Below are 13,317 nucleotides of genomic sequence, written 5' to 3'. Positions count from 1 at the left end.
CGAGGAGGGTAATCACATGTCTGAAGAAATCAAGAATCAAGAAGCTGCGGATAACGTTGAGAATAACGAGACCGTAGATAAGGCAGAAACTGTAGAATCCGCTGTTACCGAATCTGCAGAAGTTGTTGCCAGCAATGAAGAAGAAGTGACAAGCCAGGAAGGTCTGGAAATCATTTCTCTGAAAAAAGGCGATACCGTGAAAGGAACAATCGTCAAAATTGAAGATAACCAAGCTTATGTAAGCATTGGATATAAATACGACGGCGTTATTCCTATTCGCGAATTGTCTTCCGTTCAGCTGGACAATGCCGCAGCAGCGGTAGAAGTCGGCCAGGAAGTGGAATGCAAGGTTGTCAGCATCAACGACAACAAGGAGAGCCTGGTGCTTTCCAAGCGTGCCATCGACAGCGAGAAATCATGGGAAGATCTGGAGAAGTATTTCGCTTCCCAGGAATCCTTCGAAGTTACTGTAGCTGATGTTGTCAAAGGCGGCCTTGTGGCTGACGTTGGCGCACGCGGCTTCATCCCGGCTTCCATGGTTGAGCGTCACTTCGTTGAAGATTTCAGCGACTACAAGGGCCGCACACTGCGTGTCAAAGTGAAAGAGCTTGACCGTGAGAACAGCAAGGTAATTCTCTCCGCCAAAGAAGTTCTGGAGGAAGAATTCGAAGCTAACAAGCAGAAGATTATGGCTGAGCTGTCTGAAGGCCAAATCATCGAAGGTACGGTTCAACGCCTGACTCAATTCGGCGCATTCGTTGATGTTGGCGGTGTAGACGGACTGGTTCACGTATCCGAGATTGCTTGGAACCACGTAGAGAAGCCATCCGATGTTGTATCCGAAGGCGACAAGGTTCGCGTGAAAGTACTTAAGGTTGATCCTGAAAAGGGCAAAATCAGCCTCAGCATCAAAGCAGCTGCTCCGGGTCCTTGGGATTCCGCAGCAGGCAAGATCAACATCGGCGATGTAGTTACAGGCGAAGTTAAGCGCCTTGTGAACTTCGGCGCATTCGTTGAACTGCTGCCAGGCGTTGAAGGCCTTGTGCATATCTCCCAGATCTCCCACAAGCACATTGGCACTCCGCATGAAGTGCTCAAGGAAGGACAGGAAGTACAAGTGAAAGTGCTTGACTTCAACCCATCCGAGAAGCGCGTCAGCCTGAGCATCAAGGAAACTGAAGAAGCTCCAGCTCCTTCGGCCAGACCAGAACGCAGCAACAGCAGAGACAGAGCGCCTAAGGAAGTGCTGAACAATCCTAACGTATCGCTCAGCAACGAAGGCCTCAGCTTCACACTGGCTGAACGTTTCGGCGACAAGCTGGACAAATTCAAGGGTAACAACTAATCCCTTTGTTATCTCATCATAACGGGTAAAGTAATCGGCGAGCCCTCGATCAGAGGGTTCGCCGATTGTCTGTTCCAGGGCATACAGGATAGCGGCAATACATGGGTAAGACGGTTAGCCAATTGGAATGTTTTTTGCTATGATGAGTAACGTAAGGAAGACAGGAGGAATGAATATGGCAAGACCCGTAGTGGCCATTGTCGGCAGGCCTAACGTCGGAAAGTCGACGATCTTTAACCGGCTGATTGGCGATAGACTGGCCATCGTAGAAGATAAACCGGGGATTACACGTGACCGGATATATGGAGTCTCCGACTGGAACGGCAAATTCTTCAGTGTCATTGATACTGGCGGGATTGAGATTGACGGAGAAGACGCTATTCTGAAATCCATCCGCGTTCAGGCGGAGCTGGCGATTGAGGAAGCGGATGTGATCGTCTTCATGTGCGAGGCGAAGAGCGGACTCACGAGTTCGGATGAGGAAGTGGCGCAGATTCTGTTCCGTTCCGGCAAGCCGATCGTTCTGGCTATCAACAAAGTGGATAACATGAAGCGCACGGAAGATATTTATGAATTTTACACCCTTGGAATCGGTGATCCGATCGGCATTTCAGGAAGTCACGGAACCGGAATCGGCGATCTGCTGGACGCGGTTGTTGAACGTCTTCCGGATAAAGTGGATGAGGAATATGATGAAGATGTCATCCGTGTAGCCTTGATCGGACGTCCGAATGTGGGTAAATCCTCACTGGTTAATGCAATTCTGGGCGAAGAACGCGTTATTGTCAGTGATATTGCAGGGACTACACGCGATGCGATTGATACGCCGTTCGAACGGGATGGCCAGCGTTATGTGCTGATCGATACAGCGGGCATGCGCAAACGCGGCAAGGTCTATGAGAACACGGAAAAATACAGTGTAATGAGAGCCATGAAGGCGATTGAGCGTGCTGATGTTGTACTCGTTGTAATCAACGGGGAAGAAGGCATCATCGACCAGGACAAGCATATTGCCGGGTATGCCCATGATGCGGGCAAGGCTTCGGTCTTTGTTGTCAACAAATGGGATGCCATTGAGAAAGACGACAAGACGATGCAGAACTTCGAACGCAACATCCGCGATCACTTCCTGTTCATGAGCTATGCGCCGGTGGTATTTCTGTCTGCGCTTACGAAACAGCGTCTGCAGAAGCTGCTGCCTGTCGTGCAGCATGTCGCCCAACAGCACGCCCTGCGGATTACCACCCATCTGGTGAATGATGTGGTATCGGATGCCGTGGCGATTAATCCTCCGCCTACGGACAAAGGCCGCCGTCTGCGCATTAACTATGTCACCCAGGTGGCAACGAAGCCGCCGACCATCGTGGTATTCGTCAATGATCCTTCGCTGATGCACTTCTCCTACGAACGTTACCTGGAGAACAAGCTGCGTGCAGCGTTCAATTTCGAGGGTACACCGATCCGCCTCTTTACACGGCGCAAATCCGAGAACGAAGGTTAGGGGAGAAGAGTAGTGGCGTTTGAACTTCTGGTTATCGTTATAAGCTATCTGCTTGGCTCCATCAGCTTCAGTGTACTGCTCGCCCGGCTGCTTAAGGGGATTGATATCCGCCAATATGGAAGCGGCAATGCGGGAGCGACCAATACACTGCGTGTGATGGGGAAGGGACCGGCCATACTGGTGCTGTTTCTGGACGTACTGAAGGGAATTGCCGCAGTCTGGCTTGGCACATGGGCCGGGGGATGGGGAAGCTGGGTCGCAGTGGTCTGCGGACTGGCTGCCATCATCGGGCATAACTGGCCGGTCTATTTTCACTTTCGCGGGGGAAAAGGGATTGCAACGACGATTGGAGTGATGGCTACACTGGTATTCTGGCCTGCACTGATTGCCGGGGCGATTGCCATTCTCGCTATTATACTTACACGGTATGTCTCGCTGGGCTCGCTGATCTTTGTGGCTCTGACTCCAGTGTGTCTGCTGTTCACGGAGCATACGACCCCTGAGCTATGGGGAAGCCTGGTCATCGTAGTGTTCGCCTTCTGGCGTCACCGCAGCAACATCGTGAAGATCTCACAGGGCCGTGAGAACAAAATCGGCTCCAAAGCCAAGGAGGGGAATCGCGTTGTCTGATAAAGTAACCGTGCTGGTCGCGGGCAGTTGGGGAACTGCGCTGGCTACTGTGCTGGCGGCTAACCACTCGGAGGTTTATCTGTGGACGCGAAAGCCTGAGCAGGCTGCCGAGATTAACGAAGCACATACGAATCATCATTTCCTGCCGGGGATTGAGCTCCCTGGAAATATTATTGCCACCACGGACATGGAGACTGCCGTCTCCGGTTCGAAGGCGGTAGTCATTGTGGCGCCTTCTTCCGGAATGCGCCAGGTGGCGCATAGCCTTAAGCCGTTCTGGAAGGAAGATATGCTCTGCATTCACGCCACCAAGGGCTTCGAGACCGAGACCATGAAGCGGATGTCCACAGTGATCTCGGAAGAGCTGGGCTGCAGCGAAGGCGATATTGTGGTGCTCTCCGGGCCGAGCCATGCTGAAGAAGTGGTACGGCTCTGTCCGACCACGGTCGTCGTGGCTTCGCCGGATGAGAGCCGTGCCAAGGCGGCGCAGGGGCTGTTCATTAACAACGACTTCCGTGTGTATACCAACAGGGATCAGCTAGGTGTAGAGCTGGCTGGTGCACTGAAGAATATTATCGCGCTGGGTGCGGGTCTGTCCGACGGGCTGGGGTTCGGGGATAATGCGAAGGCGGCACTGCTTACCCGCGGCCTGGCTGAGATCTCCCGGGTCGGGGTAGAGATGGGTGCGAATCCCTTAACCTTCTCCGGCCTTGCCGGACTTGGTGACCTGGTCGTAACGGCAACAAGCCAGCACAGCCGCAACTGGCGCGCCGGCTCCATGCTGGGCCAGGGCCAGCCGCTGAATGAGGTGCTGGACTCGATGGGGATGGTTGTCGAAGGCATCCGGACGACGGAGGTGGCTTATGCGATCTCGCTGAAGCTGGGCGTACAGATGCCCATCACCGACCAGATTTATCATGTGCTGTTCAAAGGCAGAACACCGCGTAATGCGGTGGAAGCCCTGATGGGCCGTGACCGTAAGACGGAGATGGAGGCCATCTCCCAGGAGACCTGGGAGCAGTGGCATTCCTGATCACGTTCACCTTTTGCCGGAATATCTCATATGTTGTTAATGGGGATTGACGGAGGAGGGATGAACAGTGAGCAGAGATTTTTCCAAGGATGCTTTGAACGCCATCAACAAGAAGACGGGCAAAAACATTTCGGAAGGTGCCATCAAAAAGCTGGCCGGTACGGTTAAGCCGGGCACCACACAGAATGAAGCCCAGCTCCGCCAGTTAATTAAACAGGTATCAGCTATGGCTAAAGTGCCGGTCAGCGAGGCTACAGTGCAGGAGATCGTCAATGCTGTTAAAAAAGGCGGCGCCGGTTCCGGTACGATGGAGTCTTTAATGAAAATGATGCTGAAAAAATAGCATATCCGTGAAGTAAGCCATTCCTGCCGGGATGGCTCTTTTTCAGACTGGGCATAACTCCGGAAGGTAAGCTGATTCCGTGGTTGATGCCCTTTTTTCCATCGGCAGGGGCTAATCTGTAAATTAATACTTAAAAAATGACGGATTTCACGCTATAATAGTCGCAATCCGGGAAAAGTGAAATGGAGGCGCATGACCTATGGACCCGATGACAAAAATGTGGCTGTCTCTGATTGCGGTACTGATTATGGGCTTATCCGTTTTTTTGATTACTTTTGCACGCAGCAAGACGAAGGGACTGCTTAGAGCTGTTTTATCGGTCATTGCTTTTGTCATCCTACTGATCGGAGTTCTGGGCGGGGCTGCTTCAATTATGTAAGCATTTACATTATACTCAGGCAGACGTATTTCTGACAGAATCGTTAGTTGATTTTACAGGAATGGGGCGTGTGTAGTTTGATGGCCGGTTCAGGAATTCCTTATGTGCTGGAGACGGCACTGGGCAGCATAGCGCGGGAGCTGGATGTGATCGGGCCGGGTAAGCCGCCGGTGTGGCTGCTGGGGGGAAGCTGCGGTCTGCTGCTGCACGGGGTTCAGCTGAGTGCTGCTCCGCGCGATATTGACCTCTATTGTGATTTGGAGGATACCGCGCAGCTTCATCGGGCACTGCTGAGATACACTGTCTGCGCACCGGAGGAGGATTATAGCGGAGGCTGTTACTCTCTGCGCGGGCTCTACTTCATCGGGGAGGTGAAGGTTGAGCTGGTGGGCGGATTCAGGATCGGCAGCGGCTCCGGGCAATATGCAGTGGATATCAGCAAGCTGCAGTCCTATGCCCCGAAATGTACATTCGAAGGGAGCGGCCGCCTGGCCCTGATGCCGCTTGTCCATGAGCTGATCTTCAATCTGCTGCGCGGCAGGGAAGAACGCTGCCGGGCGATTGCGGAGCTGATGAAGCAGGATGTAGCCGGTCATCTGCCGCTTCTGGAGCAGCTCATTGAGGAGAATCATCTGGAAGCCGACGGCCTGCAGTCTAGGCTGGACGAGCTGCTGGGGATATCCGAATCTATACGTATATAACCTGATTCCAAGGAAGGAGGCTGTAAGATGAATGCGAAATCGCAAATAACGGTCACTTTCCTTCCGGAACAACGCACAGCTTCTGTCAAGCATGGGGTTACGCTGCTGGAGGCTGTGCGCAAAGCCGGAATCGTCCTGCCTACCCGCTGCGGGGGCAAGGCGGGATGCATGATGTGCAAAGTGTCCGTAGAGCATACGGATGCCGCGGGACTCAGACCTCCTGCGGAGGCGGAGAAGCGCAAGCTTGGCAGCCTGCTCAATGAAGGCGTCCGCCTGGCCTGTCAGGCCGCTGTATGGGGCGACGTCCAAGTGCATATTCCCGAGGACCCGCTGAAGGCGGCTGTACGCCGCAGACTGGAAGCGGCGCGCCGTGGCGAATCGGAGGACTTATGGTGATGGTTACTCCCGGCGCAAATGCAACCTTAAACGAACAGAGAGGAGCCCTGCGAGTGGACTCCATGCATCTGGTGAAGCTCCGGCAGAGTCGGCACAGGTCTGCGATGCTGCTGCCGCTGCTTCTCCTGCTGATCTTGTCTCTAACCGGCTGCATGTATCCCCGGGAGCAGCAGCAGCCCGGCAGCAGTTACCGCGAGAGTGTGAAGCGGGTGCAGGCGGCGGTCGATGATTATCAGGAGCAGAAGGGGCTGCTGCCGATCTTGACCAGCGATCAGGACACGCCCAGATACGAGAAATTCGTGATTGACCTGAATAAGCTGCAGCAGGAAGGGTACCTGGACGAGATCCCGGCAGCAGCGTTCGAGAAGGGCGGAAGCGCCCATTTTCTGGTGCTGGATGAGGAGACGGACCCACAGGTCAAATTAATGGACCTGGTGACCGTGCAGAAGGTTAACGATATCCAGCGCAAGGTGAACCTCTATAAGTCTGCGCACGGCGGGAAGCTTCCGGCAGGGGAGGAGCTGTATCCGGGCCTTGTATCTATCGATGCCAAACGGGCAGGGACAGGGACAATCAAGCTAAGCAGCGTATATTCGGGCCAGACGCTCGGGCTCCTGATGGATCGCAGCGGGGCAGTCTATGTTGATTACGGTGCGGATATCTCCTCAGCCATTGATAAGAACGGCAGCAGCCCGGAGGCAGACCGTGACCTGCGTCTGGAGCTTACGCAGGCCTCCTATTATGTCCCTGTCAAGTCTCTCCCTTATCTGTGGGTGGATGGCCGTCCCGTCCCGCAGGCTCCGCAGGAATAGCAATATACTATTATAAATTAAGGCAGCAGTTCTCCGGGAGCGGGGGATTGCTGCTTTTTTGTATGGGGAATCTCAGAATGGATAGTAGTTCTAGGCCGCAAGCCGCCCTCATAGACTTGATGAGAAGACTTCCGGGTGTCTTGACGCAGTGGCGAGCTAGAGCGGGTATACGAAATTTCAGATGCAAAAATGCGCGGACGCTGGTCATAAATCCGTTACGGATACATATGATGATACTAGTCCAAATGCATGTCCGAGCATTCGGAGTTTAGCGCGGGGCAACCTTGCTTCGCCTCAGGCAAGTAAGCTAGGCTTCGGGCGGGCAAAGCTTAGTCCGGTGGTTGTCCTGCAAGGGTCAGTTTGCCGGCGGAACGCGAAGTCGATGCTCTTCAGGCATTTTTTCTTCGGAGTAATATGAGGAGGGGATCTCTTTTGGAAAAAGTGGATATTTTCAAGGACATTGCCGAGCGTACCGGCGGAGACATTTATCTTGGCGTCGTCGGCGCGGTTCGCACGGGGAAATCGACATTCATCAAGCGCTTCATGGAAACGATTGTTCTGCCGAACATCACGAGTGAAGCAGACCGGGTAAGAGCGGTCGATGAGCTGCCGCAAAGTGCGGCAGGCAAAACTATTATGACTACCGAGCCTAAATTCGTACCCAACAATGCGGTGCAGATTAAGGTGGCCGAAGGCCTGGAGGTTAACGTCCGGCTGGTCGATTGTGTAGGCTATGCAGTGGAAGGCGCAAAAGGGTATGAGGATGAGAATGGTCCGCGGATGATCTCGACCCCATGGTTCGAGGAACCGATTCCTTTCCAGGAAGCGGCTGAAATCGGGACACGCAAGGTCATTCAGGAGCACTCGACTCTGGGTGTGGTAGTGACTACCGACGGTACGATTGCCGAGATTCCACGAAGCTCGTATGTCGATTCCGAAGAGCGCGTGATCGCAGAGCTGAAGGAGGTCGGCAAGCCGTTCGTGCTGGTCATCAACTCCACCCGGCCGCGCAGTGAGGAAGTCCAGCAGCTCCGCAGTGAGCTTGCCCTCAAATATGATATTCCGGTGATGACGCTCAGCGCTGCGAATATGACCGAGGACGATGTGACTGGTGTCCTGCGTGAAGTACTGTATGAATTCCCTGTGCATGAAGTTAATGTTAACCTGCCGAGCTGGGTGATGGTGCTGGGCGAGAATCACTGGCTGCGCAGCAGCTATGAGAATTCTGTCCGTGATACCGTGAAGGATATCCGTCGTCTGCGCGATGTGGACCGCCTGGTCTCCCAGTTTACCGAATATGATTTCATCGACCGGGCAGGCCTCAGCGGCATGAACATGGGCCAGGGGGTAGCCGAGATTGACCTCTACGCTCCCGAAGAGCTGTATGATCAGGTGCTGATGGAGGTAGTCGGGGTCGAGATTCGCGGCAAGGATCACCTGCTCCAGCTGATGCAGGACTTCTCCCACGCCAAGCGCGAATATGACCGCTTCTCGGAAGCGCTGGAAATGGTTAAGACAACGGGGTACGGCATCGCCGCACCTTCTCTGGCCGAGATGGCGCTGGATGAGCCTGAGCTGATCCGCCAAGGCTCCCGCTTCGGAGTCCGGCTGAAGGCTACGGCGCCGTCGATCCATATGATCCGGGTGGATGTCGAGTCGGAGTTCTCGCCGATTATCGGTACAGAGAAGCAGAGTGAAGAGCTGGTGCGCTACCTGATGCAGGACTTTGAGAATGACCCGATCAAAATCTGGGAATCCGATATCTTCGGCCGGTCCCTGCATTCCATAGTCCGTGAGGGCATTCAGGGCAAGATCGCGATGATGCCGGACAATGCCCGCTACAAGCTGCAGGAAACGCTGGGCCGGATTATCAACGAAGGTTCAGGCGGCCTGATCGCCATCATCCTCTAAATGAAATAGGCTTGTCCTTTGGAGCGGGAGCTTTTCCCGCTCTTTTGCTATTTCCTGGCCCATTCGCTGCTAGAGCGGAAAAGGGGAATTCTCCCTGGAAAGCTTCCGCTTTTACGGCATAACTGGTAGTAATAGACTGCGCAATTGCAGCGGAATGAAGGGAAACCTGCTACTTTCTGCTCCTTTTTTGAGGAACGCCTTGATATTATGGTTGGGCTGTATTACTATAAGTTTGTTGCGCTTCTAGAAGAGAGGTGCCAGTTTCTAGCATTAAACGGGATTATCACGTATATTTTACGTTGAAACGGAAAGAGTGTATGATACCGGAACTTTTAACCAGGGAGGTGAGAAGACATGAATAAATCAGATTTGATCAACGTAGTTACAGAAGCAACTGAACTTCCCAAAAAAGACGCTACGAAAGCGGTAGATGCTGTTTTTGAAGCGATCACAGGTGCACTGCAAAGCGGCGATAAGGTTCAGCTGGTTGGCTTCGGAAACTTTGAAGTGCGCGAACGTTCCGCACGTAAAGGCCGCAACCCGCAGACTGGTGAAGAAATCGAAATTCCTTCAAGCAAAGTACCGGCTTTCAAACCCGGTAAAGCGCTGAAAGACGGAATCAAATAAAGATTTCTACATATCTGCCCCATAGTCCTTGAATACCAACGATGCCGCCTTCCAGGGCGGCATTTGTTTTTGAGAGAGGCTCATAAACTTTGAGGAGGATTACAATGACTGAGAAGAAGAATGAAGTGAATCCTGCACCGTCCGGCAGCGACTATATCGTAGTCAAGGCCAAGGAGAACGGTGTTCAGGTCATCGGGCTGACCAGAGGGCTGGACACACGGTTTCACCATACGGAGAAGCTGGACAAAGGCGAGGTGCTCATTGCCCAATTCACCGATCACACCTCAGCAATGAAAATCCGCGGCAAGGCTGAAATCTGGAGCAAACACGGACAATTAGAGAGTGAAAGCTGAAAAGCAGGCATAGCCTGCTTTTTTTCAAAATATAACTAGATATGGGCCGCTCTGCGGTGCCGTATAATCCTGCATAGCAGCGGAAACTATGAGTAGGGAGGCATGTTATGAACCGGAGCTGGCTGATCGGAACGGCGTTGCTGCTTAGTGCAGCTACTACCCTGCTGCTGCCGCAACTGGCCGGCAACGTTATAACTGCCCAGAGTAACTATAGCGCAGTACAGACGATAGGCCCGAATGGCCTGGTACTGGAGAATGACAATCTGGTAGATGCGCTCAGTGAGATTCCCTTCAGTCTGATGATTGACAAGGCAGGCTGGGAGAACGGGGTATTGTCTATGGATCTCAAGGTGAACGGTGATGCCCACGAACCGCAGGAGCTGTACCGTAACATGGCTCTGGCTATCGGGTTCGCGATTCAGGAGACTTCGAACGTAGACCAACTGCTGCTGCGTGTGGTGGCAGAGGATAGGTGGCTGGATACCCGCCGCTTGCTCCTTGCCGGTGATATCCGCCGCAGCGAGTGGAGCCCCCTGCTGCAGGAGGCGCTGGAGAACGCAGGCAATTCGCCTCTTCCCGATTCGCTGAAGAACGGCTTCCGCATTAGCGAAAGCGAGCTGTGGAAAAAGCAGTTCATTTATCCCTGAACCGGGTAATTGAAACTAGAAGGCTTCACCCGTGCGTGACAAAAAAACATGTGATATAATAGACAAGATTGTGAACAATGAGTTTGACAAACGTCAATGGCTTCGGAGGCTAAAATGAAACCGTACCGCATACCGCAACTGGCTAAACCCTACACCGACTACGATATGATTCAGCGGCATACGGAACTGCCGCCGTTCTCAGACGGGCGGGGTCATTTGTTATATATTTTTCTCGGCAGGGGCCGGGGGGCAGACTTCCAGCAGGCAGAGCTGTTCACCCTGGTGACCGGACTCGTCCAGCTTGGACTGGATACCCATGAGAGCATTGACCGGAATCATGAAGAGCCCGGCGGCGATATGATGCGCACCCGCCAGCTGAAGGTTCTGGCCGGTGATTATTTCAGCAGCTGGTTCTACCATCTGCTCGCGAGACACGGTCAGATTGAAATGGTTGGCACATTGAGCGCGGCTATCGCTGATTTCAATGTGATGAAGGCCAATCTTTACGGCAAGATGAGCGGAACGCTTGTCCCGGCCGAACAATACTTGAAGCACACGGTACAGCTCAATATGCGGCTGTTTCTTTCTTTTACACCGATGATTGAAGAGTCCCTTAGAGATATCTGGCAGAAGCTGCTCGCCGAATTCAGCCAGTGTGAGACAGCAGCCCTGGAATTGCGCCGGGGGGCAGCTCCGGCAAGTGCGCTGGATGGCTATGCTTACTGGAAGGTGATGGAGTCGGCGACCGAAGAGGAGCGTCAGCAGCTTAAGGGGCAGACTCTGGACCCCAAGGATTGGCAGAAGCTGAAGCTGAGATGCAAATGCGATACGCTGCTGACGGACAAGCTGCATAGCTCGCTCGCGTCCATTCAGTCGTTATTGCAGGGGATCAGGGACGAGGATCTGGCGGGTCAGCTTAGAGCTGCACTGGACCGCCTGCTTCTGCAAATGAAAATTTCCGGACAAGCTGCCGTGGAGGGTTAGAGAATGACAGTAGATAAAGTTACCGTAACAGGGGGGCAAGGCGACAAGCCGAAGGAGCAATTTGTCCATTCGGTATTTGAGAGCATTGCCGGCAAGTATGATCTGATGAATGATATTCTGAGCTTCCGGCGTCATAAGGCCTGGCGGAAGTTCACCATGCGCAAGATGGGCATGAAGCGCGGGGACTCGGCAGTAGACCTGTGCTGCGGTACCTGTGATTGGAGCATTGCCCTCGCTGATGCGAGCGAGACCGGAAATGTCATGGGACTGGACTTCAGCGCAGGCATGCTGGAGGTGGGACGGCGTAAGGTGAAAGCGCGCGGATTGCAGGACCGCATCTCCCTGATTCAGGGGAATGCGATGGAGCTGCCGTTCGGTGATAATTCCTTCGATTACGCCACTATTGGCTTTGGACTTCGTAATGTGCCTGATCCCGTACAGGTGCTGAGTGAGATGAAGCGCGTGGTGAAGCCCGGCGGTATGGTGGTCTGCCTGGAGCTGTCGAAGCCGATGAAGCAGCCGTTCAAAGGTATTTATTATTTTTATTTCCAGCGTGTGCTTCCGCTGCTCGGCAGGCTGTTCGCCAAGCGGTATGAGCAATATAAATGGCTTCCTGAATCACTGGCACTCTTCCCGGACAGGAAGCAATTAGAGGAGATCTTCCGGGATACCGGACTTACAAAAGTGGAATCGTTCCCCTTGAACGGTGGCATCGCGGCGTTACATCTTGGACTCAAGGAGAACTGTAATGTTTAAGAAAATCGGTATTTTTCTACAAATGATTAAATTCGAACACACGGTTTTTGCTTTACCTTTTGCCTTTATGGGGGCCTTGCTGGGTTCAGTAGTTATGTTTGGGGAACTGCCCTCCTGGAGCCAGATCGGATGGGTGGTTGTTGCTATGTTCGGCGCACGCAGCGCGGCTATGGGGCTTAACCGGCTGATCGACCGGATCAGTGATGCGAAGAATCCGCGGACAGCGGGCAGAGCCATTCCGGCAGGATTACTGAAGGTTGGAGAGGTGACGCTGTTCATCGCGTTCTCGTTCTTTTTGCTGTTCTGGGCAGCCTTCAAGCTCAATCCGCTGTCAGCGAAGCTGCTGCCGATTGCTGTTTTTCTGCTGGTCCTCTATTCCTTCACCAAACGCTTCACCTGGGCCTGTCACCTGATTCTCGGGCTCACCATTGCCCTTGCGCCTCTCGGCGGCTGGGTTGCGGTTACAGGAACGGTGGACTTGACTGCTATGATCTTCTATTTCACGATCGTATTCTGGACAGCAGGCTTTGATATCATCTACTCCTGCCAGGATGTGGACTTCGACCGCAAGGAAGGACTGTATTCGATTCCGGTGCGCTTCGGGGTGCCCCGTGCGCTGGGGATTGCCAAGGTCTTTCATCTGCTGACAGCCCTGGGCTTCATCTCCCTCTTGTTCATCACGGAACTGAGCTGGTGGTATGTGGCCGGCATGGTGATTGCTTATATTATTCTGTTCTATGAGCACTACATTGTATCTCCGGGTGATCTAAGCAAGCTGCAGACCGCCTTCTTCACCATGAACGGTGTACTTAGCATTGTGGTCTTTTCCTTTACTCTGATTGACCTGGTGGTGCAGTTCTACAAATGACCGAACTTAAGCCTAAGAACTTCGTGGTTGG

Annotated in this window: 16 protein-coding genes; all 16 read left to right on the top strand. The window is 53.4% G+C overall.

What is annotated here, in order from left to right; genetic code table 11:
* Positions 1–16: 16 nt before the first annotated feature.
* The 16 genes from rpsA (at position 17) to MKY86_RS19165 (ending at position 13,286) form a co-directional block, all read left to right on the top strand.
* Complete coding sequence (gene rpsA, locus MKY86_RS19240) at positions 17–1,345, top strand: 30S ribosomal protein S1 (RefSeq protein ID WP_076079166.1); 1,329 nt, start codon at positions 17–19, stop codon at positions 1,343–1,345.
* A 175-nt stretch (positions 1,346–1,520) separates the two neighbouring features.
* Positions 1,521–2,846 (top strand): ribosome biogenesis GTPase Der, encoded by a 1,326-nt coding sequence (gene der / locus MKY86_RS19235; protein ID WP_076079167.1) that lies wholly within the window; start codon positions 1,521–1,523, stop codon positions 2,844–2,846.
* A gap of 12 nt (positions 2,847–2,858) precedes the next feature.
* The gene (plsY, locus tag MKY86_RS19230; protein WP_036727324.1) at positions 2,859–3,476 is read left to right on the top strand and encodes a glycerol-3-phosphate 1-O-acyltransferase PlsY; all 618 of its coding nucleotides are present in this window, start codon (positions 2,859–2,861) and stop codon (positions 3,474–3,476) included.
* The gene (locus MKY86_RS19225) at positions 3,469–4,509 is read left to right on the top strand and encodes an NAD(P)H-dependent glycerol-3-phosphate dehydrogenase (protein WP_076079168.1); all 1,041 of its coding nucleotides are present in this window, start codon (positions 3,469–3,471) and stop codon (positions 4,507–4,509) included. Before plsY ends, MKY86_RS19225 begins: the two co-directional genes overlap by 8 nt.
* Before the next feature lie 67 nt (positions 4,510–4,576).
* The gene (locus MKY86_RS19220) at positions 4,577–4,852 is read left to right on the top strand and encodes a stage VI sporulation protein F (RefSeq protein ID WP_036698146.1); all 276 of its coding nucleotides are present in this window, start codon (positions 4,577–4,579) and stop codon (positions 4,850–4,852) included.
* Between the two features lie 199 nt (positions 4,853–5,051).
* Entirely contained in the window at positions 5,052–5,231 is a 180-nt protein-coding gene (locus MKY86_RS19215) for a DUF2768 family protein (protein WP_036698144.1), read from the top strand.
* An 80-nt stretch (positions 5,232–5,311) separates the two neighbouring features.
* Positions 5,312–5,932 carry a hypothetical protein gene (locus MKY86_RS19210; protein WP_076079169.1) on the top strand — a complete coding sequence of 207 codons (621 nt, stop codon included), beginning with the start codon at positions 5,312–5,314 and terminating at the stop codon, positions 5,930–5,932.
* Positions 5,933–5,959: 27 nt separating this feature from the next.
* A complete protein-coding gene (locus MKY86_RS19205) occupies positions 5,960–6,328 on the top strand; it encodes a 2Fe-2S iron-sulfur cluster-binding protein (RefSeq protein WP_076079170.1) in 369 nt (122 codons plus the stop codon).
* A 62-nt stretch (positions 6,329–6,390) separates the two neighbouring features.
* Positions 6,391–7,140 (top strand): DUF3939 domain-containing protein, encoded by a 750-nt coding sequence (locus MKY86_RS19200; RefSeq protein ID WP_076079254.1) that lies wholly within the window; start codon positions 6,391–6,393, stop codon positions 7,138–7,140.
* A 432-nt stretch (positions 7,141–7,572) separates the two neighbouring features.
* A complete protein-coding gene (gene spoIVA / locus MKY86_RS19195; RefSeq protein ID WP_036727319.1) occupies positions 7,573–9,051 on the top strand; it encodes a stage IV sporulation protein A in 1,479 nt (492 codons plus the stop codon).
* Between the two features lie 354 nt (positions 9,052–9,405).
* On the top strand, positions 9,406–9,678 hold the full coding sequence (locus tag MKY86_RS19190) for an HU family DNA-binding protein (protein ID WP_019909963.1): 273 nt from the start codon (positions 9,406–9,408) through the stop codon (positions 9,676–9,678).
* 104 nt (positions 9,679–9,782) lie between these two features.
* Positions 9,783–10,031, top strand: coding sequence for a trp RNA-binding attenuation protein MtrB (mtrB, locus tag MKY86_RS19185; RefSeq protein WP_051478165.1), 249 nt, complete (start codon positions 9,783–9,785; stop codon positions 10,029–10,031).
* A 107-nt stretch (positions 10,032–10,138) separates the two neighbouring features.
* Positions 10,139–10,678, top strand: a complete 540-nt coding sequence (locus MKY86_RS19180) for a hypothetical protein (protein WP_076079171.1) — start codon at positions 10,139–10,141, stop codon at positions 10,676–10,678.
* Between the two features lie 114 nt (positions 10,679–10,792).
* A complete protein-coding gene (locus MKY86_RS19175; protein ID WP_076079172.1) occupies positions 10,793–11,662 on the top strand; it encodes a heptaprenyl diphosphate synthase component 1 in 870 nt (289 codons plus the stop codon).
* Positions 11,663–11,665: 3 nt separating this feature from the next.
* Positions 11,666–12,418 carry a demethylmenaquinone methyltransferase gene (locus MKY86_RS19170; RefSeq protein WP_076079173.1) on the top strand — a complete coding sequence of 251 codons (753 nt, stop codon included), beginning with the start codon at positions 11,666–11,668 and terminating at the stop codon, positions 12,416–12,418.
* A complete protein-coding gene (locus tag MKY86_RS19165) occupies positions 12,411–13,286 on the top strand; it encodes a UbiA-like polyprenyltransferase (protein ID WP_076079174.1) in 876 nt (291 codons plus the stop codon). Before MKY86_RS19170 ends, MKY86_RS19165 begins: the two co-directional genes overlap by 8 nt.
* Positions 13,287–13,317: the final 31 nt, after the last annotated feature.

Source organism: Paenibacillus sp. FSL R7-0333, assembly GCF_038000365.1.
Taxonomy (GTDB): domain Bacteria; phylum Bacillota; class Bacilli; order Paenibacillales; family Paenibacillaceae; genus Paenibacillus_AQ; species Paenibacillus_AQ silagei.
Note: the sequence above shows the minus strand (reverse complement) of the source record. Positions and strands in the feature narration are given on the sequence as shown.

What these genes read in the sequence shown, in the direction of transcription:
- rpsA (WP_076079166.1), top strand. Translation starts at nt 17, where the DNA reads ATGTCTGAAGAAATCAAGAATCAAGAAGCTGCGGATAACGTTGAGAAT.
- der (WP_076079167.1), top strand. Translation starts at nt 1,521, where the DNA reads ATGGCAAGACCCGTAGTGGCCATTGTCGGCAGGCCTAACGTCGGAAAG.
- MKY86_RS19215 (WP_036698144.1), top strand. Translation starts at nt 5,052, where the DNA reads ATGGACCCGATGACAAAAATGTGGCTGTCTCTGATTGCGGTACTGATT.
- MKY86_RS19210 (WP_076079169.1), top strand. Translation starts at nt 5,312, where the DNA reads ATGGCCGGTTCAGGAATTCCTTATGTGCTGGAGACGGCACTGGGCAGC.
- MKY86_RS19205 (WP_076079170.1), top strand. Translation starts at nt 5,960, where the DNA reads ATGAATGCGAAATCGCAAATAACGGTCACTTTCCTTCCGGAACAACGC.
- MKY86_RS19200 (WP_076079254.1), top strand. Translation starts at nt 6,391, where the DNA reads ATGCATCTGGTGAAGCTCCGGCAGAGTCGGCACAGGTCTGCGATGCTG.
- MKY86_RS19190 (WP_019909963.1), top strand. Translation starts at nt 9,406, where the DNA reads ATGAATAAATCAGATTTGATCAACGTAGTTACAGAAGCAACTGAACTT.
- mtrB (WP_051478165.1), top strand. Translation starts at nt 9,783, where the DNA reads ATGACTGAGAAGAAGAATGAAGTGAATCCTGCACCGTCCGGCAGCGAC.
- MKY86_RS19180 (WP_076079171.1), top strand. Translation starts at nt 10,139, where the DNA reads ATGAACCGGAGCTGGCTGATCGGAACGGCGTTGCTGCTTAGTGCAGCT.
- MKY86_RS19175 (WP_076079172.1), top strand. Translation starts at nt 10,793, where the DNA reads ATGAAACCGTACCGCATACCGCAACTGGCTAAACCCTACACCGACTAC.
- MKY86_RS19170 (WP_076079173.1), top strand. Translation starts at nt 11,666, where the DNA reads ATGACAGTAGATAAAGTTACCGTAACAGGGGGGCAAGGCGACAAGCCG.
- MKY86_RS19165 (WP_076079174.1), top strand. Translation starts at nt 12,411, where the DNA reads ATGTTTAAGAAAATCGGTATTTTTCTACAAATGATTAAATTCGAACAC.